This window comes from Halanaerocella petrolearia, from assembly GCF_054657875.1.
The window spans coordinates 1,248,569-1,271,087 of the sequence record NZ_BAAHXW010000001.1; the positions used below are offsets into that span (position 1 = coordinate 1,248,569).

Sequence of the window (22,519 nt, forward strand, 5' to 3'; positions counted from 1 at the left end):
CTCCTTTAATTTAATTAGATGTCTAATCAATCTCTAATTAAAGATTAACATAATTTAGGATTAATGGCAAGTCAATTACTAGAATATCTATAACCATATTTTTTAATAATTCTAATAAAAAATACTACTAATAAAAAAACGCTTTTTCTAGACTTAAATTTAAGGACTAGAAAAAGCGTTTAACTACACTTTATTATTCGGTTATTTCTGCAATACATCCATAAATTATATCTAACATCTCTATAAGTTCATCTTGAGTACTACATAGTGGAGGCATAAAAACTACTACGTTACCTAATGGCCGAATAATCATACCTTTATCTCTAGCTTTCATACAGACTTGAACTCCTATTTTTTCTTGCCAAGGATAAGGTTCTTTAGTCTCTTTATCCTCTACTAACTCGATACCAACCATTAAACCTTGTTGACGAATATCTCCTACATGCTCTAACTCTTCAAACTCATCTAACTTATCTGTTACTGATTCAATCTTAGGCGGCATCTGTCCTAAAATATCTTCTTCTTCAAACAACTCTAAATTAGTTACTGAAACTGCTGCTGCTAATGGATTTCCAGTATAGGAATGGCCATGGAAAAATGTCTTTTGGGTTTCATAATCATCATAAAATGCATCATAGATCTCATCTGTTGTTAAGGTAGCAGAGATAGGTAAGTATCCACCACTAATACCTTTAGCTACAGACATAATATCTGGTCTAACATCTTCATGCTCACAAGCAAACATCTTTCCTGTACGACCAAATCCAACAGCAACCTCATCAGCAATCATCAATACATTATATTCATCACATAACTCTCTAACTTTAGCTAAATAACCTTCAGGAGCTGCAATCATTCCTCCAGCACCTTGCATTAATGGCTCAATAATTAAAGCTGCTACTTCCTGATGATGTTCTTGCATCATCTTCTCTAACTCTTTAATACAAGTGAAATTACATTCTTCTTTTTCTTCATCAAAAGGACAACGGTAACAATAAGGAGAAGGCGTCTTTAAGCTATTAAATAACATTGGCTTATAAATTTCATGGAATAAATCAATACCTCCTACACTGACTGAACCAATAGTATCACCATGATAAGCATTAGTTAATGTAATAAATTTATCCTTCGGGCCAAAATCCTTCTCAAGTTGTTGCCAGTATTGAAAAGCCATCTTAAGTCCAATCTCTACTGCTGTAGAACCACTATCTGAATAAAAGACTTTATTTAAGCCTTGCAGACTAATCTCAACTAACTTCTCTGCTAAATTTGTAGCTGGCTCATTAGCTAAACCTAACATGGTAGAATGGGCTATCTTACCTAACTGATCCTTAATAGCTTGATCTAATTCTTCTTTTTGATGACCATGAACATTAAGCCAGATAGAAGAAACACCATCATAATACTCATTACCCTCAGTATCATATAACTTTATTCCTTCACCTCGTTCAATAATCAACTGTTCATCTTTTTCAACCCATTCTTTCATCTGAGTAAAAGGATGCCAGACATATTCTTTATCTTTTTCTATTAAAGACATTTCTTCTGCCATATTAAACCACCCCTTGTTTTTTTATTAACAATTGAGAATGTACAATTTACAGTTGAACTTCTAAAATCAACTTTCTATCAATTAATTCTCATTCTAAAGTTAAACAATATTGACACAATAGTGAGTCGTGTGCTGTGTGCTATGAGCAAATTCAAAACCACAAAACAGTTTAATCTCCGCAGAAACTTAGTAACCAGAAATCTTCCTGCTGTCTAGTTATTATCAAAGATGATATGATCTTTTTATGTTTTGAACCTTAGAGAAATATTGTTTGAACGAATCGATTATAAAGTATGAATATTTATTTAAAAATCTATAAATGCTTTAATATAATATAATATTTTTTAACCTATTCCAATTAGCTATAAGTGAGTTTTATTTCTCCTAAAAAAACTTTTGATTACTTTTGTTTTTAAACAAAAGTAATTCGGAAGGAAGGCTGATAAGCCTTTCCGAAATAGCTTTTTAACTTTAATTATCAATTGTCAATTCTACATTGTCAATTATCTCTTCTAAGTCTACACTGTCTGCAATTACCTCACCTAAATCCACTTCTTCTAAATCATCTATGTAAGGTACAATGCCTAAGATAGGAACTTCTGCTAACTCTGAAATTATATCTGGATTTGTCTCTTCTACAACTCCAGTTTCTTCTGGATAGCCATTAATAATTACTCCTAATACATCTAAACCTAACTGACGGGCCAACTTGACTGTGAGGACTGTATGATTAATCGTTCCTAAATTAGGTCTAGCTACTATAACAACTGGTAAATCTAGCATTTTAACTAGATCAGGGATTAAAAATTCTTCAGCTAAAGGAACCATTAATCCGCCAGCCCCTTCAACAACTAAACCTTGATACTTTCTTTGTAACTGCTGATAAGCTGACGTAACTTGCTTGAGGTCTATCTTCACGTCTTCTTCTTTAGCTGCTACACTAGGAGCTAAAGGATGTTTTAATCTAATTGGATTCATTAGATCATAATCGGCCTCTAAAGATATATGTTCTAGTACAAATTCAATATCAGGAGCTAACAACTTATTATCTTCTTCAATGGCTCCACTTTGAAATGGTTTCATTACTCCTAAATCATAACCCTGTTGACGTAAAGCAGCAGTCAAACCAGTAGTAACTACTGTCTTACCTATATCAGTATCTGTTCCTGTAATAAAAATTCCTCTACTCACTATTACACCTCCAGAATAAATTCATTATCTTATTGAAACTAAATCAGGTCTAACTCCTTACCTGCCTTAGAAAAAGAAGTTAAAGATCTTTCTAAATCTTGAACTTGATGATTGGCCATTACTGTTACTCTAATTCTACTAGTCCCTTCTGGAACTGTTGGCGGTCTAATACCTGGGGCCAATATCCCCTCTTCCAATAAGCTACGACTTAACTTCATGGTTTCTTCTTCATCGCCAATCATAATAGGAATAATTGCACTATTGCTAGGTAATAATTGATATCCTAAATCCTGTAAACCAGTCTTTAATAATTTAATATTTCTCCATAATCGTTCTAAAACTTGAGGATTATCTTGTAAATACTGCAAAGATGCTAAACTAGCTGCTATTGTTCCTGGAGCTAGAGCTGTCGAATAGATAAATGATCTAGCTTTATTACATAAGAGATCAATTAACTCTTGGCTCCCTGCTACAAAACCACCTTCAGCAGCTAAAGCTTTACTTAAAGTACCTACCTGAATATCTACCTCATCTTGTAAATTAAAATATTGACTGCTACCAGCACCATTTTCACCTAACACACCAGTCCCATGAGCATCATCAACCATTACTAGAGCATTATACTCTTGGGCCAACTCTACAATTGCTGGTAAAGGAGCTAGATCTCCATCCATACTAAAGACACCATCTGTCACAATCAATCTTCGGTTATAGTTCTGTCCTGCTTCTAATTTAGCTCTTAAATCATCTAGATTGGCATGTTGATAAATAGCTACTTCAGCTTTACTTAACCGACAAGCATCAATAATACTAGCATGATTTAATTCATCACTAATGATTAAATCTTCATCACCAACTACTGTAGTTAACACACCTAAATTAGTCATATAACCTGTATTAAAGACTATCGCTGCTTCAGATTTCTTAAAATTAGCCAGTTTTTCTTCTAACTCTTGGTGTAAGTCATAATTACCAGTAGTTAATCTAGAACCTCCTGAGCTTGTTCCATAGTCCTCTACAATTTTAATAACTTCATCCTTTACTTTAGGATTTACTGATAACCCTAAATAATTATTTGAAGCTAACATAATTATTTCTTGACCATCAACTATTGTTTGCGGGGCTTGGGCATCTTCTAAAACGCTCAACTCTCGATATAAGCCTACTTCTTTTAATCTATCTAATTCTCCAACCCAATCTTTCATTAACTATCACCTCTAGCCCTTAAAAAGCTAGCTACTGAATTATAACTAACTATTCTCTCATCTAGGTTATTAATTAAAACTGGTCTTTCTTCTAAGTATGTTATCAACTTTTCTAAATCGGTTGACAATCTTGAGAAAAAAATACGCCCTCCTTTATCTAAACCACTAGGCTTAAGATAAGGAAATCGACAATAACCAAATTCTTTGCTAGCTACATAGCCAGCTGTATAATTAGGATCATCAGACCAACATAATTCAGCTACTATATCTGAATGGGAAACAACTTTAGTAGCTAGAGCTAAAGCCTCTGGCAAATGACTTCGGTTAAGGCTATTTTGACTCAATAGATTAGTTAATCTATCTTTAGCCTCTCTAGTATAATCCATTTTACTAGCTCGTAGGCCACGATATTGATCAGGCTCTAATCTTTCTCCTGTATCCACATCCATTATAATAGCCCCGCGCATATTATCTCCATCTGGATTAGCACCTTCTGCTAATCGTTTTGACGCTTTAGTTACTATGCTTCTATTAATCCTTAATTCAATTAATAATTTCTTAACTTCTTCTCTTCCTCTTTTATAGTCATTAACATCTATTGTAGTAATCGGCAATGCTGGCATCTCAATAATATCTCTTGCATTTAATGATTCTAAGGTTAAATTTATATAATCTACACTACCTTGCGTATGGGTTCTAGCTCGTTTAATTAGTTTATTTACTTGCTTATCTATCTCTGATTCAGTAATAATTCTTTCTGCACCAGAAATATGTCTTCCATCTTCTTGATGGCTTCCTCCCTGAGCTGCCCTCATTCGCAAGCTAAAGAGTTTAGGCGACATAAACAACTACCTCCTCATCCACTTGACTAATAACCATTTTTAAGGTAACTACTAGAGGATAAGATACTATAGCAGTAAAGATAAGTCCTGGGACAGCTGATATTAACAAGTATTATTCTTCACTCAATCCTAGATCATGAATCATCTGAATATCTTCTTCTACAGCTCTACCTTCAGTAGTTAAATAGTTACCAGTTAATAATCCATTGATTCCTGATAACAGACTTAAAGATTGTAAATCACGTAAGTTATCTTCCCTGCCACCACATAACTTAATTACCTTAGTAGGTAGAATAAATCTAAAAATAGCCGCTGTCTTTAGAACCTCCATTGGTGGTACAGATTCATTACTTTCTACAGGAGTTCCTGCTACTGGATTTAAGATATTAATTGGTACTGAATCAACATCTAATTCTCGTAAAGTAAAAGCTAATTCTACTCGATCTGCAAAGTCTTCACCTAATCCTATAATTCCACCACAACAGACCTCTATATCTCTATCCTTTAAGAACTTAACAGTTTTAACTCTATCTTCATAACTATGTGTAGTACAGATCTCAGGAAAATGACTTTTAGAAGTTTCTAAATTATGATTATATCTCTTTAAACCTATGCCTGATAATTTTTCAGCCCGTTCTTGATCTAAAGTTCCTAAAGAAGCACAGACTTCTAACTCTGTTTCTTCCTTAATTGTCTTCATAGTCTCTAAAATCTGCTCAAATTCTTGGTCACTAACTACTCCTCGACCACTAGTTACAATGCCAAAGTGCTCTGCTCCACTATCTTCTATTTCTTTGGCCCTAGCTAAAATCTCTTCTCTATCCAATAAATCATAACTACTGACTCCTGTATCATAATGAGTAGATTGAGCACAGAAGGTACAGTCTTCTGAACAGCTTCCTGATTTAGCATTTACAATTGAACATAAATCTACTTTCTTACCAATAAACTGATTCTTAATCTGATTGGCTGCTGCTAATAACTCCATTGTTCTACCTGCCTCTAAGTCAACTAACTTTATCGCCTCTTCTTTAGTAATCTTTTCACCTGATAATACTTTTTTCTTTAACTCAGTTAACATAATACTCCCCCATTTCTACTTTTTCAATCTTACAAATAATAAATGATGAGTTACAACTATCTGTCCTTCTTTGCTAAATTCATCTCTATATTTATGTTCTAATTTCTTTAATAAACCTGGAGTCATAGTCGGTTTATCTTCTTTAGCACTGTTGGCCCCAATTTTTTTCGTTGCTTTTAAAAAATCTCTTACTCGATTAAACTCTTCAATATACTCTTCTTCTTCTATATAAACTTCTTTAAACTCTTGACTTAATAGTTCTTTCAAGTCATCTTTACTATAAAATTCTTGTGAATAATTATACTTTGGTGAGATTTCATATAAACAAGACCTTAATTCATGAAAATTTCTGGCTCCAAAAGTGGAAAAGTATATTTTCCCTTGCTGCTTTAAACTATCTTTAAAATTCTTAACAGCTTTTTTTAGATCTTGAAACCATTGAAAAGTAGCATTAGAAGTTATTAGATCAAATTTTCTCTCTAAATCTAACTCTTCAGCATCTGTAATTAAATAATCAATATTCTGCTGATCTTTAAATTTTTCTTTACTTCTTTTAATCATCTCAGGTGAAATATCTATCAATAGATAATTACTATTAGAAAAACTATTGACTAAAAGTTCTGTAAAAACTCCAGTTCCAACTCCAACCTCTAATATATCAGCTAGCTTTTCTTCAGCATTTAACCAGTTTCTTAACTTTAAAGCCATATGCTTTTGTACAATAGCATACTCTTCATAACTATTAGCAGCTTTTGAAAAATTATTTTTAACCAGTTCCTTATCTATCATATAAATAACCCCTTATTAATTTATTTACCCTATCTGGCGTTTCGTAAATTAGATTATGTCCTACTTCCTCCAACTCATAAAAATAATAATTATTAAATTTATTTAATATCTGCTTTGAACTTGAATTTTTTATTATCTGGTCACTATTAGAAATTATCATAAGAGGTGTTATGGTTTCAGTTTCTTCTATATCATTTAAGTCTTCCTTTAGTAAAAAGTTTAATCCTGTCTCTAAATAATCTATGTCTAATTCTGTTAATTGCTCTTTATAGTCCTCTATATAAGTTCTAAAGTTACTAACATCATAAAAATTAAGTCTACTAAAATTCAATAGAGTCTTTAATTTATTTCGCTTGAGATTTCTCATCATCTTTTCTACTATTATTCGTGGTTGGTTATCTAAAAAATTAAGAGTTGGTGCTAAAAGTATAAGTTTATCAACATTAAAGGATTTAAAATACTTTAGGGCCATCATAGCTCCTAAAGACCAGCCTACAAAAACAACCTTCTTAGGATTTCTTTTGTTAATCTCCTGTTTCAATCTATCTAAATCAAAAAAATCAACAAATAGAGTCTTATACTCTATAAAATCTATTTTTTTATATAAATCTTTAGGAGTTCCCCAACCAGGAAATAATACTACAAGTTTCATGAGCTACCCCCTTATTTCTATTATGCAAACGAATAAATACTAAGGTTTACAATTAATTTCAGTTTAAATTGTATAACAAGCTATGATTATTGTCAACTTTTCATTTTATAAGTTAACAATTATTTTGTTACTAAAGTAATATTGATATAAAGTTTATCTTTTAATCAAAAAAATTAATAAAAAATTATGCATTCATCATACTTTCATCAAAATTAACTGCTATAATTGTTAGTAAGAAAGAAGAAGGAGGAGGAAAATTTATGGAAGGAATACCAACAACCTATTATAGCAAAGATATGATCTTAGATAATCAAAACTTTGATTTCAAAATATCAAAAGCTAAAATCATTGAAGATATTATGGATTTGAAAAGAAAGGGAGCTAAAATTGAAATAAAGCCTAATTCTATAACAGATTATCTCAACAGAAAGATAAATAAGGTAGAATATTGGCTTAATGCCTTAGGACGCCAAAAAATAATTCTAATTATAGAAAAAGGCTATAAAGTAATTGTTGAAGAACCCAAAAAAAGTACTAATTCTTCTGCAGTCGATTAAGGGCTGCTTTAATCTCTTTTTTGACTTCTTTATCTCTTTCTTTGGCTAACATCTTCCTTAAATCATCTACTATACTATCATCACCAATCTCTGCTAAAGCCCAAGCAGCATGAGCACGTACAATTGGTTTTGGATCCTCTAAGGTTTCGACTAAATAAGGAATTGCTTTCTTATCACCTAAATTACCTAAGATAATAGCTGCATTACGTTGAATAGGCCTCTTACCTCTCCAGTTCATAGGAGTTGGCCCGAACTTATCTCTATACTCACTTTTAGTCAAGCTTAATAATTCTGGTACTTTAGGATAAGCAGCCAACTTTTGGGGTCTAAATTCTTTATGATCTCCAATCTCTACTTCTTGGTTATGAGGGCAGACTTCTTGACAAGTATCACAGCCCCATAATCTAGTATCGAATTTCTTACGATTATCTGGATCTATATAACCACGCTTGAGAGTAAGGTAACCTAAACATTTTCTACTATCTAAAGTATAAGGATCTGTTAGAGCATTAGTAGGACAAGCTTCTAAGCATCTTCTACATTTACCACATCTATCTTCTATAGGTTGATCAGCTTCCAACTCTATATTGGTAATAATACCCCCTATAAAGATCCAAGACCCATAATCTGCATTAATGATACTACAGTTCTTACCCTGCCAACCAATACCAGCCCTTCTAGCTAAAGCTCTATCTATAGTTGGCCCAGTATCAACAAAAGCTTCTGCTTTTAAATCCTCTTCTCTCTTCTGTAAAAACTGCACTAGTTTATCTAATCTGTCACCTAATATATGATGATAATCTTGGCCCCAAGCAAATCTAGATAACTTACCTCTTAACTCTTTTGCTGCTTTTTCTCTACTTTCGGCTATATGACCATCAGCCACCTGATAAGAAATAGCACAGACTATTACTGATTTAGCTTCTCCTAATACTTGCTTAGGATCAGTAATTAATTCTAAATCATTCTTTATAAACTTTGATAATAACCCCTCTTCTTTTAATTGTGATAAAAAGTCTCTTAACTCAACAAAAGCATCAGCAGTTGTAATTCCTACTACATCTATTCCTATTTGAGATGCATAATCCTTAATTTCAGTAGATAAATTCATCTGTTAACTCCTTTCTCATTTATTAAGTAAAATAACTTTACTATCTAGTCTTAATTACAAAAGTAGTTTAAAAAGTTTAATTTCAAAAGCTATTTCGGAACGGTTTATTAGCCTTCTTCCAAATTACTTTTATCAAAAAATAAAAGTAATTAAAAATTTTTTTAGAAAAACAAGTTATGCTTTCTATCATTAAAATATTACTAAATCATGCTCAATAATTTTAATTCATATATTAACAGCTATTTCTAATAAAAAGGTTGCATTGTTTTTCTATTAAATTCAAAATCTTTAGATCTTAATTGCTTTTGATTTTAACTATCAATCCTCAATTTTCAATTGTCAATTATAAAGTGACACACTATATCAATAATATTCTACTAATAAAAATAAATCCACTAAATAATCTAATTATTTAACAAATTATTTTAACAAAATCCCAAAAATTTAGACAAACTAAATTGATTATGATAAAATAACTTTGCTATAATACGATAGATGGAGGGAAAAAGTATGTCTAAAGTAGGTAGAAATGAGCCCTGCCCTTGTGGTAGTGGACAAAAGTACAAAAAATGTTGCTTGCCTGAGGAGACGACACAACGACTCTATAATAATGCTAAACAAAAAGTAATCAGAAAAGCAATAAATTTCTCTAAAAAATTCAAAAGAGAAACTAGAGATTTAAAAAAGGATTATCGGAAACTAATGAGTTACGGTCGCAACCGAGAGTTGGCCCAAGGCGAAGCAGCTAACTTAACTAATATTATGTTATTCGATAATGTTGTTAAAGAAGATAAGACCTTAATCCAGTTATTTGCTGACAGATCAGAAAATGGACTACGTCGTAGAGAGAAGAAAGTTTTAAATGAATTAGTCGACCTAAACCTAGGAGTTTATGAAGTTAAAGAGGTAGCTGAAACTACTTATCATTTAGAAGACTTACTAAAAGATAAGGAATTGAAAGTTGCTAAAACAGAAGTTCTAGTTGATATGGCTAATGAAGATGATATCATCTTCACTCGAGTAGCTAAAATCAATAATGAATACCAAATTGTAGGTACTTTAGGTAAAGTAGTTAATGATTTTAAAGAACAGATTATAAATATTGTTAACTATTTATTAGCAGCCTACGAAAAAGAGAATAATAGTTCAAAACTAGAAGATTTCTTACAAGATTATAGTTTATTTATCTCTTTAATTCCAAGTAAAATTCAACAACTAAAGTTAAGACAGAATAATGATAATAATTATGACCAACAGATTATTGAATTACTACAAGATTACCTTGGTATTGATGTAGAAACTGATTCTGTAACTGATGAAGTAGAAGAAAATGCTGACTTACATAATTCATTAGTTGAAATTAAAGAAGAACTTAACTTACAAACAGACAATTTAGAACCGACAGATGAAACTGAAGAAGTAATAGCTAAAACTATGGCAGATAAATTTAATCATGTCGAAGTTAATATCGGTCTTAGTCTATGGCGTAAGTTTAATCAAGTAGCTGACTCAGTACGAGGCAACGCTGAAAGCTGGGGAGCTGGAGTAGAATATCTAATCAATCGCTTAGCTGATAATAATTTAACCCAAGGTGATGTTGGTAATAGATATGATGTTAGTTCTTCAACAGTAGCTAGAAAGTATAAAACCATTAGTAAAGAATTACAAATTGAATTATAGATTAATAAAAAAAGGTACCCTAGGGTACCTTTTTTTAACTTAAACTTCTTTTATAGCATCAGTTGGACATCCTTCTACTGCTGCAGTAGCATCTGCCTCTAAATTATTAGGTACTTCATCATCAATAGCTACTGCTTTCTCATTATCATCCCAACTAAATACTTCTCCTACACTATTAACACATAGCCCACAACTAATACATGCACCCTTATCAACTTCAACTTTCATACTATTACCTCCTTTTTTATCCATGTTTAGTATTGCCAATCTTTAATTATTTATTCAACTATTACACAATAACTAGAGCAATATCATACATTAAAAGTAAGCACAATAAGGAGGTAGATAGACTATGTTTAAAAGTTCATTTAATTCTTCAATTAGAAAAGAAATAGTTGGTTTAAATACTAAAGTTCCTTTAATTACAGGAGGATATGCAAACTATATAAATTTTGATAATGCTGCCAGCACTCCTAGTTTTAAAGCAGTTTATTATAAGGTAAGGACTTTTTTAAACTGGTATTCTAACGTTCATCGAGGAGCTGGATTTAAGTCACAAGTAGCAACTGAGATATATGAAGAGGTACATAATAAAGTAGCTGAGTTTGTAGGAGCAAATAAAGAGGAAAATACTATTATTTTTGTTAAGAACACTACTGAGGCAATCAATAAGTTGGCCTCTAGTCTAAATTTAAACCAAGATGATATTATAGTTACTACTTTAATGGAGCATCACTCTAATATTCTACCTTGGAGAGATAAAGCAAATCTTCTCTATACCAAATTAGATAAATCAGGAAGACTGGATTTAACAGATTTGAGAGATAAATTAGAAGAACATCACGATAAAGTCAAACTGGTAACTATTAGCGGGGCTTCTAATGTTACAGGTTACATAAATCCTATACATAAAATAGCCCGTCTAGTCCATAAATATAACTGTAAGTTGTTAGTCGATGCTGCTCAGCTTATACCTCATCGTCTAATAGATATGAAACCTGATAATGACCCAGAGCATATTGATTACCTAGCTTTTTCCGCCCATAAAATGTATGCTCCCTTTGGAACTGGAGTTCTAGTTGGCCCTAAAGAAGACTTCTTAGAGCAGAGCCCAGACTATAGTGGGGGAGGGACTATTAAAGCAGTCACTCTAAATGATACAACTTGGGCCAACTTACCAGACAAAGAAGAAGCAGGAACACCTAATATAATCGGAGCTGTAGCTTTAGGAGCTAGTATTAACTTTTTAGAAAAGATAGGTTTTGAAAGGATAATTAAACATGAAACTAAACTTCTTAACTATACTCTCCACCAGCTAAAACAACTAAAAGAAGTTGAACTCTATGGAGATATGAAGACTGATTCTGTTAAAAAACAAGTTGGTGTTATTCCTTTTAATATCAAATCAATTCCTCATACCTTAGTAGCTGCTATCTTAGCCAATGAAGCTGGGATTGGAGTTAGAAATGGTTGTTTCTGTGCTCATCCTTATCTTCATTTTCTCTTAGACCTAAGCCCAGAAGAAGTTAAACATCTAAAGAGAAAAATTAGTCAGGATGATTATTCTTATTATCCCGGATTAGTTAGAATCAGTTTTGGTTGTTATAATAATCAAGCTGAAGTAAACAGGCTAATTAAAGTAATTGAATCAATTATTAACAAACAAAAAAAAGGAATCGATTTAGAAACTAACTATAATTTCAACTCATCAACTGGAGAATACAGACCTAAAAATAATTTTAACTATAATAAATACTTCAGACTGTAAACTACAAAGTATAATAATTACTTTCATTTTAAAATTAATATTACATAAAAAAGACATACCATCACTGGTATGTCTAAATCTAGCATTAACTACTCTTTAACTTTTCATTAGCTTGCTTTACCTCTTTCATTAATTCTAACTGCTCTTGTGAACTCTCAACCTGCTGTTTGATTTTAAAGTATAAATCAGTATTATAAACAGTAACTTCTTCCATTAGCTCTTTAATCTCTTCAGTAGAAGAAAGAGAAGATTGACTTTGAGCTGATACTTCTTGACTAGAAGCAGAAATCTGTTGGGCCAACGCCCCTACTTCTTCACTAGCTGCCACCTGATCATTAGCTGCTTCTTTAACCTGCTCCATTTTAGATGTAACTTTGGTAGACATCTGATTGATTTCATCAAAAATACCAACAATACTATCATCATCTCCTTCTTCTTCTGCCACCATAGCCTCAACAGCTTCTTCAGCTGCTACTTCTACTTCTTTGACTATTTCTTGTACTTCTTTAGTAGCTTCCATACTTTCATCAGCTAAATCTTTAATCTCTTCTGCTACTACAGTAAAACCTTGTCCATGTTCACCAGCCCGGGCAGCTTCAATTGCAGCATTTAAAGCCAACAAGTTTGTCTGATCTGTTATCTGCATAATCTGATTAGAAATTTGACCAATCTGATTAACACTCTGCTGTAACTTCTCCATTGTATCAGCAGCATTATGAGCAAATTCATTTCCTTGCTCGATTCTCTGGTCAGCTTGTTGTAATGCTTGATAGGTCTCTTCACCAATCTCTGATATATTCTCTGCTTGAGTAGATAAATTCTCTACTCCAACTGAAACTTCTTGAATTGCTACAGAAACTTCTTCTACTGCATTGGCTACTTCATTATTACCAGTTGTCAATTCTTGAATAGAACTAAATGAAGCAGTCAACTTCTCATCTACATGATCAGCTATTTCTTTTATCTCATCAGAAATTTCAGATATTGCATTAGCCTTATCAGATACTTCTTCTGTCTTCCCTTTAATATCTACAGTAACATTTTTAACTCCTCTAATAATAACAATTCCTAAAAACAAAGAAAAAGCTAAAACGAATAGTCCAATTAATTTAATTCTCTCCCTAATCTTTTTACTATAATTAGATATCTGTCTTATATTCTTGTTTAATCGTTTTATATTATACTTACTTAAAGATGCATTAGCTAATCTAATTTTAAAAGTAGTTTGATCTATTTTAGAAGATATTGCCCTTCTTTCATAAGAGTCAGGATCTGTTTCTTTCAACTTAGTACCTTGTTCGGTTAACTGATTATTTAATCTTTCCAACTTATCTAGTCGTTTAATTCCTTCATCACCCTTAATAAAAGATCTCATTGCTTTAATCCCACCACTAACTACATTATTGCCATCAGGATTAAAATTACCTAAGTCAGCTAACCAACTATAGGTTCTAATCACTCTACTATCAACATCACGTAAGATACTTTCATTAAGTCTAACAGCAGGTACTATCCTATGTTGAACAGATTTAATTTCTTGTGTAATCTGATAAGTATTATAAGAAACTACCCCTACAACTATTAAAATAATCATTAAAATTAAAGCAAATCCTATCTGTAAACTACCAGTAATACTAATTCTATCCAATAACTTGTCTAAACCTACCTTTTCTAGCCCCCATTTAAAAGCTTCATTTATCTTCTTCTTACCTACTCTAAAAAGTTTCTTCAGCCTTTCCATATTATTATCACCCCATCTATTAAATAAAATTAATTCCTTAATTATAGTTTTCTATTATTTTACTAAAACTCCTTTTAAAATCTAAAATCAAACAATTTACTTATTACTAATAGATGAGGCGCCTAAAAAAACCCTCTACTTAAAAGTAGAGGGTTTTACTTGCAACTATTCAGGTTTACTAGGAGTAGAAATGTAAGTTAAAGCACTACCAGCTTCCATCTCTAGACGATTATTAACTGCTAAATCACCTAAAGCAACCATCCCAACTAACTCTTCATTCTCTACTATTGGCAATCGTCTGACTTGATTAGATGCCATTACATCTGCAGCTCTCTGAGCATCCATCTCTGGTGTTCCACAGACTACTTCATCAGACATAATCTCCTTTACTTGAGCATTAGCATCTCCATCATTAGCAACATTTCGAATAGTAATATCTCTATCAGTAAGAATTCCTACCGCCTTTCCATTTTCACAGACTGGTACAGACCCTACATTCAAATTCTTCATTACTTGAGCAGCTTCATTAACAGTAGTATCAGGGCCAACTACTGAAACATCATCAGTCATAACCTCTCTAAGTCTCATAGTTGATATCCTCCTCCTTTTCAAGATTAGGATATACAACTAGCCAAAATTTAAACATAACAAATTTAACTAAATTTGCTGTACTGATAATTCTTCTTGCTTAAGACATTTATACCTTAAATAAACTGTTGCACTAAATAAAATCAATAGATAAATGAGAACGATACCAAATCCAAGTTCAACTCCTAATAAATCATTAAGAAATCCAATCAACCAATTAGCAAAAACTACATTACCCATTCCTCCAGCAGTTAAAGTTAAACCTAAAATTGCTGCTATATCATCATCAAACACCTCAAACATAGCAGCTTGCATAGTAGGAAAGTTAATGGCTAAAAATAGACCTGAGACAGAAAAAGCAAGAGCAAAAGAATCAGGCCCTACTAATCCTAATAAAATAGAAATCATAGCTCCTAATACACTACATAACACTAAACGTAAATATCCTACTTTCTCTACTATAATACTGGCTAAAAACCTTCCTATAGTAAATAATGCAAAAAAAGTAGAGAGATAAAAACTAATTTCTGCCTTACTTTTGCCTTGCACATCATCCAAATAGACTCCTAACCAACTACTGACTCCTAATTCAGAACCTACATGGAATAAAAACATAATTATAAATAAGATAACTTTAGGATGGGTCAGTAACTCTTTGGTTGAAACTTTAGATTCTTTATCTTCTGTTTCTTCCTGTGGGAATTCACAAGTCAAACTATATAAGAAGAGAACTATAACTATTAATATTCCAAAAGAATAAGTTCCTTCCCAACCAAAACCTAATTTAAATACTTGATTAGCATAAATTGGAGCTAAGAAACTACCTACCCCAAAAAAGAGATGGAATAAATTCATCATTCGGCCTTTATTTTCTGTAAAGATACGAGAAGCTAGAGAATTAGATGATATATTTATAACTCCTAAACCAACTCCCATAACTGTCATAACCAATACTAGAAGATAATAATTATCTACATAACTAATAGTCAACAGCCCACAACTAGCTATTAATAAACCAGCCCAAAATACTTTCTTAAGACTGAACCTTTGAATTAGTATACCACTAGAAGAGGTAGCTAAGATACTTCCCATAGAAAAAAAGACTAACACAAAACCTAATTGAGAATAATTAATCTTGTAGTCCTGTTGAATTAAAGGATTAACTACTCCTCTTAAGTTCATAAAGATACCAAAGACTAAAATCATACTAAAAGCTAAGGCTGACAAACGCTTATAACTTGAACTCTTCTTCACAATTTTCCCTCCTACCCCATACTAACACTAATCACTAACTACTAAGTAACTACCAACTAATATCAGACTACCACCAAGCAACGTAACTCCAGTAGGAACTTCACCTAAAAATATAAAAGCCAATAAAATAGCACTAACAGGATCTAAATAACTTAAAACGCCTACATCCTGTACTTTACTCAACTTTAAACCTTTTAGATAAAGAACTAAAGCTAGCGCAGTATGTATAACTCCTAATATAATTAATAACAATAATGATTCTTTATCTGGTTGTTGATAGTTCCAGATTATCGGTAACAAAATTACCATTGTTACTCCTGTCTGTACTAAAGTTAATAAGTAGGATTTAATCTCAGTGATGAACTTATTAACAACTGTAAAGATTGCATAAAAGAAGGCTGCTACTAAACCATAGCCAATGCCCTGCCAACTACTAAATTCTAAATTATGCCCTCCTTGAGAAAACATAATACCAATACCTAAAAAACTTAAGACTAAAGCTACTATACCTCGACTAGTAAGATCTTCCTTTAAAAACAGAACAGATAATATAGTAACAATAATAGGAGCTGTATAATAACTTAAAGTAGCATTAGCAATTGTAGTTACCTTAACAGCTTGAAAGAAGAAGATCCAATTTAAGGCTAAAGCTACTCCACTACTAAATAAGATCCATTTATGACTCTTTAACTTATCTAATTCTAACTCCTTCTTCTGCAAAAAAACAAAGCCAACTAAAAATAGAAAAGCAAACAAAACCCTATAAAAAACTATCAGTTGAGAGACATAAGGAATCAAGCGCACTATAATTCCAATACTACCCCAGATTAACATTGTACAAACAACTAACAAATAACCTATCTTCTCTTCATTCATTACTATTCCTCCTGACAACTATAATAAATAAACGATTAATGGAATAGTTAGTACAGATGATAAGGTAGTTAAAAATACTCCTTCTGAAGCTAGAGCTTCATCTCCTCCAAACTCCTGGGCAAAGATGGCTGTATTAGCTGCTGCTGGCATAGCTGTTAAAATAACTACTACTCCTAAAACCAATGGATCTAAAGCAAGGTTACTTAAGATTAAAAGGGTTAAAATAGGTAATACTAGTAATCTAACTATAGCTACTCCCCATAATTTAAAGTTAGAAAAAATCTCACTTAAACTTACTTGGGCCAAGATAGATCCTACTACAATCATTGACAAAGGAGTTGTAGTCTCTCCTAACATCTTTAGGGTATGAGAAATAGGTTCTGGTAATTTAATTGAAAATAGAAATAAGAAAAAACCAATACCAATAGAAATAATACCAGGATTTATTAAATTCTGAAAGCTAAATCCATGACTATCCTCTTGGCTGCGAGTCATAATTATGACTCCTAGACTCCAAAGTAGAACATTAAAGACCAAGTTATATATAGCAGCTAAAAAGACGACCTCTGAAGTACCATAGATAACTTTGACCATTGGATACCCCATAAAACCAGCATTTGCAAAGATTAAAATGAATTGATAAATATCCTTAGCTGAACCTTTGGCAGATAATATATTAACTGTTAAATAAGATACTACTATCATTAATAAATAGACACCAAGAGCAGTAATAAAGACAGTACCTAATTGGGTTAATCGTTCTAGACTGAATTCATAATTCATAGAATCAATTAGCAAGGCTGGTAGAGTCACATAAATAATTAAATTAGTTAGATTTTGACTAAGATTGTCATCTACAATTCTTAATCTCTTAATTACAAAACCAACCATCAACAATAGAAATAAAATCAATGTTTGGTTAAAAACAGTTAAAAAATTAATTATTATCATCCTTTCTTAACACTATTAAATCTAAATTATCATATTAATCACTGACAACTAAGCTAAAAAATAATATAATAAAAAGAAGTCTATTTAACTTGAAGTTTAATTATTAACTACTATAATATTTATAAAGGAGGGAAGAAGCATGAGTAAAGCTTTTACCATTCAAAACTTAACTAACTTTTTTAATTTAGAACAACATGAGATCCAAGCAGAATTACAACAGTTTGCTAATCAGAATCAGAATTCAGTCCACTATAAAGATAATCAGTATCTAATCACTGAACCTGGTATCAAGAAATTTAGAAATTTTTTAAATCAAGAGATTATGATTACTAACCATAACTTACTAGAATATATTATCTGCTATGCCATTGAAGAACTTAGCTTTAAAGAAGAGAATAACTTCATATTCCAGTATACTAAACGAACTAGAGTTGAACAACAGAGAGACTATAATGAATTTCAGAAGTTACCTGATATTGTACAACAAAAGTACTATGGTTTTGCTGATAATATTTTGACTTGGCTTAAAGAAGATTATATCTCTGACAAACTAACAAAAATGATTGTAGATCGATTACCAGAAGATAAAAGACAAGACAATCATATTAACCTACGAATAACTTTATATGAGGGCAACCATTTATCTGATCTTAATCTTAAAATAACAAATAGAGTTAATAATTTAAAGCAGATAAGTTCTCAACAGCTAGTTAACAATCTACAGACAATACCTGAAGTTAAATCAGAAGCTAATAAGTTGATTACTGAATCCCATTGTGAATTACTTAATAAATTACAACAACTACTAAATGAAATCAATCATAAACGAACTGTACAGAGAATATTTAAATGGTTGATAGGTTATAGCCCTTATTATTTAATTATAGCTGAACCAGAAGTTATTATTGCCGACTTTACAGAACTAAAACTACCTACAGAAGTCCATGTTAGTTGCCAAGATCAACAATTACTAGCCAACTTCGATAATAACTGCCACTTAGTAGCCCAAGTAACTACTACAGAAGAGGAACCTAAATTGAATATTAACTTTCAAAATCTACCTAACCAACTAAACCTACTCTCCTTTTAGTTTATCTATTCCTATATAAGTCTATAAGCCCATAAGCCTATAAAAAATTCCCTCCTGCCCTAAGCAAGAGGGAACTAACAACTTAATTATATAATTTAAAGTAATCTTCAACAGTTGGGAACCTACCTAAAATAGCACCCATAGCTGCTACATGAGCACTTCCTAAATAAGTTCTAGAATCTGCTGGTCCAATTCGTGACTGATAGTTACGAGTAGTAGTAGTTAACGCCGTAGCTCCTGAACCAATTCGGCGTTTATTACCCATACATAAACCACAGCCAGGCATAATTACTGTAGCACCTGCTCTAGTCAACTTCTCTAAGCTACCATCTTGGGCCAACTGATTATAAATATCCAAAGAAGCAGGGCTAACTACAAAGTTAACATCTAAATCAACTTTATGGCCATCTACAATATCAGCTGCTGCTTGGATACTACCTAAGTTTCCTCCTACACAACTACCAATAAAGACCTCATCTAATTCAACTCCTGCTACTTCAGACAGCTCTGCCACATTATCAGGGTGATGTGGTTTAGCTACTAGAGGCTCTCCTACTTCATCTAGAGGGATCTCAATAGTAGCAGCATATTGAGCATCCTCATCAGCCTCTGGTAGAACTGGATCAGCTAAGAAGTCTTCTACAGCCTTAATAGTCCTCTTAACTGATGGACAAGTATCTGCATCTGATCTTGACTTTAAATAATCTAGATTTTCTTCTAATGCCTCTAAAGTTACCTCATCAGCTGGTACAATTCCGGCTGAGGCACTTCGTTCAGCTACTGCATTAGTTAGAATATACCGCTCTTCATGGCTTAAGAAGTCAACACCTTCCATCTCAATAATTCGCCCATTAAAGACATCCTTACCTACTGTCTTTTCAGCATAAACAACTAAAGTAGACACTAAATCACGGGCTGTAACTCCTTCTTGAGGTTCTCCAGTAAAGACAACTCTAACTGATTCATCCATTGTTAGATCTTGCTTACCATACTTCATAACTCCTGCTATAATATCAGAAGCCGCTGGGAAAGAGATACCAGTTGGTGTTCTAGTATGTGAGTCACCACCAACTATAACATCTGTTGGTAAAACAAAACGGTTACCAATAGTGTGAATAATTCCTTCACCAGGCTTTAAGCAGACTCCACCACGTTCTGTAACAAAATCACGCATAAACTGATGTCTATTTCTATCTTCACTAGATGGACACTCTCCTGTATGGCATAGTGACTGAACAACAAAGTCAGCACCAAAGTCTCCACCAGCCATAGACTGATACTCATCTAAAGTCATTGGCCCTGTTGTATCTTGAGAGTAAGCACCTCTAATCTCAACTGTTGCTGTCTCTCCAGGTAAAATAGTATCTTTACCATCAATTCGATTCATACCTACTATTTTTTGGGCCAAAGTCTGCGGTGGTCGTTCTTCCTCTTCTTCTGCCTCAGCAGGTAACTTAGACTGGTCAAAGTCAATCTCCTGCTCTTGGCAATAATTAGCAGCCCACTGCTGTAGTTCATTCCCAGCATCAAAGTAGGTCATACCGCCAGCTGCTACCTTATCTAAGTTGTACTGAATTGGTAGCGTAATATCTATCTCATCTTCACCGTTAACGATTAACTTCTCATTGACTACATCTACTTCTAAACTATCACCTTCAGCAATACTATCTGTATCACACTTAACTGGTAAGATACCAGAAGCAACTAAAGAGTTCTCGAAGATTGGAGCAATACTTTTAGCAATTACTACTCCACCTTCCTTCTTTTCAGGTTCACCATCAACTGGCTTACCTAAGACCTGTAACATAGTATAAGTAGCTGACTTACGAGAAGAACCTTCACCTAAAGCTTTGCCAGCTACAAAAAAGATATCATCATTCTCTTCTTTTAATTCTACTAGTCGCTCCATAAAGTCCTCTTCATCTTCTCGACCATCCATAATAAATTGAGCATGTAGTGGTTGATCAGTTCGACTATCAGCATTCTTAGAAGGACTTAAGTGACCAGTAGTAATATTGTCACCTACCCTAATTGATAAGCCTTGATACTTATCTTCTAACTGCCAGTCCTGAGCAAACTCACGGTTGGCCCAGCTTTTAATAACTTCTATAAGTTCTTCTTGCTCTTGAGATAATTCAACTAATTTATTAAATTCATCTTGATTAACTAGTACTGTATCCTTTAAAATGTCAACTATCTCTTCTACAAAATAACCTTTAGCTGCTAAACCAATTAATTCTTTACTAGCAGCTCCTCCTTGCATCTTATCCAATAGATCTAAAGCCTCTTTATCTGTTAAATAATTACTTTCTAAATCACTAGCTACAAATTTAGCTAAACCTTCGGCTTTAGCATAAGAAGATGGGAAAGTACCCCTTCTTATCTCCTGAGCCAAAAGTCTAAGCAATAACTGATCTACCCTCTCTTCACTAAAGATAGTAAAAGTTTCATTATCAAGTCCAGTTAGTGTTAACCCATTGATTATAACCTCTACTTGTTCTTTAGATAATGGACGTGGTGGTAAATCATAAGCATTCTGTCGTTCTAAAGCTGTTTTCTTATAGTCTTTTAACATATCCAATAATTCTGTCTGCTGCATTCTCTACTCCTCCTAATCATCTTTTGTCAGTAATTATACATTAATTATTATAAATTTACAAACTTAAAGAAAAAATCTTCCCCAAGGGAAGATTTATTTAAACTAAATATTCTCTTGGGCTATTTCTTCTAATTGAGCTTGTTGAGTATCAGAGAATAAAGCTTCAAAATCTAATAGAATAATTAGTTCTTCATCCAATTTGGCTACTCCTGATAAATATTCTGTCTTAATACCGGCCATATTACCTTGTGGGCTCTTAATCTGATCAGTATTAATCTGTACTACATCAGATGCATCATCAACAACCAATCCTGCATTAACACCATTAATATTCACTACTAAGACTCTACCTTCTGTTTCAGCAACTTCACCTATACCAAGTCGCTCTCCTAAGTTAACAATTACAATTACTTCACCTCTTAATTCAATAATACCTTTAATAAAATCAGCACTTCTAGGTAAACTTGTTACTTGCTGAGGCTTGATAATCTCCTGTACTTCTGTAATCTTAATTCCAAATTTTTCAGTCCCAACTTCAAAAACAATAAACTGATCTGTATCCATTATATCATCCCCCTACTAATTACCTTCAATAAGTTTATTATCTAGCTAAACATTTACTAATACTTACTTAAATTATTAGTTATAATTAATCTAAATACCTGCTAATTACTCCAAAAAAACAAAAAGAGCCAGCCTATTGGCTAGCTCTTGTTTTAAATTAAAATGTAAATAGACTGATAATTAATTTATGAATAGGATTAGAAAACTTCTTTCTAGTCTGCTGATTTAAATCACTGCTACAATTACCACAGTAATGGTCTACTGTATAATTTTTAGTTCCACAATCCTGACATGTAGTCTTACTACGCATCGCTACCCCTCCTTATATACTTATAAAAATTATAGTGATATGATGACTTCTATCTCTTATGTCAGTTACTATACCAAATTTTATATACTTATGCAAACCATTTCAGTGAGTAATTGTT

Annotated in this window: 21 protein-coding genes; 4 read left to right on the forward strand and 17 right to left on the reverse strand. The window is 32.5% G+C overall.

The window, feature by feature from the left end:
- Nucleotides 1-193: 193 nt before the first annotated feature.
- The 7 genes from bioA to ACYQ39_RS06430 form a co-directional block, all read right to left on the reverse strand.
- Nucleotides 194-1,552 carry an adenosylmethionine--8-amino-7-oxononanoate transaminase gene (bioA, locus tag ACYQ39_RS06400; RefSeq protein ID WP_459841270.1) on the reverse strand — a complete coding sequence of 453 codons (1,359 nt, stop codon included), beginning with the start codon at nt 1,550-1,552 and terminating at the stop codon, nt 194-196.
- Nucleotides 1,553-2,023: 471 nt separating this feature from the next.
- Entirely contained in the window at nt 2,024-2,743 is a 720-nt protein-coding gene (gene bioD, locus ACYQ39_RS06405; protein ID WP_459841271.1) for a dethiobiotin synthase, read from the reverse strand.
- Nucleotides 2,744-2,781: 38 nt separating this feature from the next.
- Nucleotides 2,782-3,948 (reverse strand): 8-amino-7-oxononanoate synthase, encoded by a 1,167-nt coding sequence (gene bioF / locus ACYQ39_RS06410; protein ID WP_459841273.1) that lies wholly within the window; start codon nt 3,946-3,948, stop codon nt 2,782-2,784.
- The gene (locus ACYQ39_RS06415) at nt 3,948-4,790 is read right to left on the reverse strand and encodes a 6-carboxyhexanoate--CoA ligase (protein WP_459841275.1); all 843 of its coding nucleotides are present in this window, start codon (nt 4,788-4,790) and stop codon (nt 3,948-3,950) included. Before ACYQ39_RS06415 ends, bioF begins: the two co-directional genes overlap by 1 nt.
- Nucleotides 4,791-4,902: 112 nt before the next feature.
- Nucleotides 4,903-5,871: a biotin synthase BioB gene (gene bioB, locus ACYQ39_RS06420; RefSeq protein WP_459841276.1), complete on the reverse strand. Its 969-nt coding sequence runs from the start codon at nt 5,869-5,871 to the stop codon at nt 4,903-4,905.
- Nucleotides 5,872-5,886: 15 nt separating this feature from the next.
- Complete coding sequence (gene bioC / locus ACYQ39_RS06425; RefSeq protein WP_459841278.1) at nt 5,887-6,660, reverse strand: malonyl-ACP O-methyltransferase BioC; 774 nt, start codon at nt 6,658-6,660, stop codon at nt 5,887-5,889.
- Complete coding sequence (locus tag ACYQ39_RS06430; RefSeq protein ID WP_459841280.1) at nt 6,650-7,312, reverse strand: alpha/beta fold hydrolase; 663 nt, start codon at nt 7,310-7,312, stop codon at nt 6,650-6,652. Before ACYQ39_RS06430 ends, bioC begins: the two co-directional genes overlap by 11 nt.
- A gap of 260 nt (nt 7,313-7,572) precedes the next feature.
- Between ACYQ39_RS06430 and ACYQ39_RS06435 the strand changes: the two genes are divergently transcribed.
- A complete protein-coding gene (locus tag ACYQ39_RS06435; RefSeq protein WP_459841282.1) occupies nt 7,573-7,869 on the forward strand; it encodes a hypothetical protein in 297 nt (98 codons plus the stop codon).
- Here ACYQ39_RS06435 and queG read toward each other — a convergent pair.
- Nucleotides 7,847-8,980 carry a tRNA epoxyqueuosine(34) reductase QueG gene (queG, locus tag ACYQ39_RS06440; RefSeq protein WP_459841284.1) on the reverse strand — a complete coding sequence of 378 codons (1,134 nt, stop codon included), beginning with the start codon at nt 8,978-8,980 and terminating at the stop codon, nt 7,847-7,849. The two genes, ACYQ39_RS06435 and queG, sit on opposite strands and share 23 nt — an antisense overlap.
- Nucleotides 8,981-9,490: 510 nt before the next feature.
- Here queG and ACYQ39_RS06445 point away from each other — a divergent pair.
- Nucleotides 9,491-10,660 carry an SEC-C metal-binding domain-containing protein gene (locus ACYQ39_RS06445; RefSeq protein WP_459841286.1) on the forward strand — a complete coding sequence of 390 codons (1,170 nt, stop codon included), beginning with the start codon at nt 9,491-9,493 and terminating at the stop codon, nt 10,658-10,660.
- A 39-nt stretch (nt 10,661-10,699) separates the two neighbouring features.
- Here the strand turns inward: ACYQ39_RS06445 and ACYQ39_RS06450 are convergent, their stop codons facing one another.
- Nucleotides 10,700-10,888 (reverse strand): ferredoxin, encoded by a 189-nt coding sequence (locus ACYQ39_RS06450; protein ID WP_459841288.1) that lies wholly within the window; start codon nt 10,886-10,888, stop codon nt 10,700-10,702.
- Between the two features lie 124 nt (nt 10,889-11,012).
- On the opposite strand from ACYQ39_RS06450, the gene ACYQ39_RS06455 reads away from it, so the two are divergent.
- Nucleotides 11,013-12,428 carry an aminotransferase class V-fold PLP-dependent enzyme gene (locus ACYQ39_RS06455; RefSeq protein ID WP_459841290.1) on the forward strand — a complete coding sequence of 472 codons (1,416 nt, stop codon included), beginning with the start codon at nt 11,013-11,015 and terminating at the stop codon, nt 12,426-12,428.
- 85 nt (nt 12,429-12,513) lie between these two features.
- Here ACYQ39_RS06455 and ACYQ39_RS06460 read toward each other — a convergent pair whose 3' ends face one another.
- The 5 genes from ACYQ39_RS06460 to ACYQ39_RS06480 form a co-directional block, all read right to left on the reverse strand.
- On the reverse strand, nt 12,514-14,169 hold the full coding sequence (locus ACYQ39_RS06460) for a methyl-accepting chemotaxis protein (protein ID WP_459841292.1): 1,656 nt from the start codon (nt 14,167-14,169) through the stop codon (nt 12,514-12,516).
- 165 nt (nt 14,170-14,334) lie between these two features.
- Nucleotides 14,335-14,757, reverse strand: a complete 423-nt coding sequence (locus ACYQ39_RS06465; protein WP_459841293.1) for a CBS domain-containing protein — start codon at nt 14,755-14,757, stop codon at nt 14,335-14,337.
- Between the two features lie 69 nt (nt 14,758-14,826).
- A complete protein-coding gene (locus ACYQ39_RS06470) occupies nt 14,827-16,011 on the reverse strand; it encodes an MFS transporter (RefSeq protein WP_459841295.1) in 1,185 nt (394 codons plus the stop codon).
- A 27-nt stretch (nt 16,012-16,038) separates the two neighbouring features.
- Complete coding sequence (locus ACYQ39_RS06475) at nt 16,039-16,887, reverse strand: DMT family transporter (RefSeq protein ID WP_459841297.1); 849 nt, start codon at nt 16,885-16,887, stop codon at nt 16,039-16,041.
- A gap of 18 nt (nt 16,888-16,905) precedes the next feature.
- Nucleotides 16,906-17,838, reverse strand: coding sequence for an AEC family transporter (locus ACYQ39_RS06480; RefSeq protein WP_459841299.1), 933 nt, complete (start codon nt 17,836-17,838; stop codon nt 16,906-16,908).
- Nucleotides 17,839-17,977: 139 nt separating this feature from the next.
- Between ACYQ39_RS06480 and ACYQ39_RS06485 the strand changes: the two genes are divergently transcribed.
- Nucleotides 17,978-18,928, forward strand: a complete 951-nt coding sequence (locus tag ACYQ39_RS06485; RefSeq protein ID WP_459841301.1) for a hypothetical protein — start codon at nt 17,978-17,980, stop codon at nt 18,926-18,928.
- 82 nt (nt 18,929-19,010) lie between these two features.
- On the opposite strand, the gene ACYQ39_RS06490 is transcribed toward ACYQ39_RS06485, so the two are convergent.
- From ACYQ39_RS06490 to ACYQ39_RS06500, 3 genes are all read right to left on the reverse strand, one after another.
- Entirely contained in the window at nt 19,011-21,527 is a 2,517-nt protein-coding gene (locus ACYQ39_RS06490; protein WP_459841303.1) for a bifunctional aconitate hydratase 2/2-methylisocitrate dehydratase, read from the reverse strand.
- 102 nt (nt 21,528-21,629) lie between these two features.
- The gene (locus tag ACYQ39_RS06495; RefSeq protein WP_459841305.1) at nt 21,630-22,091 is read right to left on the reverse strand and encodes a chemotaxis protein CheW; all 462 of its coding nucleotides are present in this window, start codon (nt 22,089-22,091) and stop codon (nt 21,630-21,632) included.
- 157 nt (nt 22,092-22,248) lie between these two features.
- Complete coding sequence (locus ACYQ39_RS06500) at nt 22,249-22,401, reverse strand: hypothetical protein (protein ID WP_459841307.1); 153 nt, start codon at nt 22,399-22,401, stop codon at nt 22,249-22,251.
- Between the last annotated feature and the right edge of the window lie 118 nt (nt 22,402-22,519).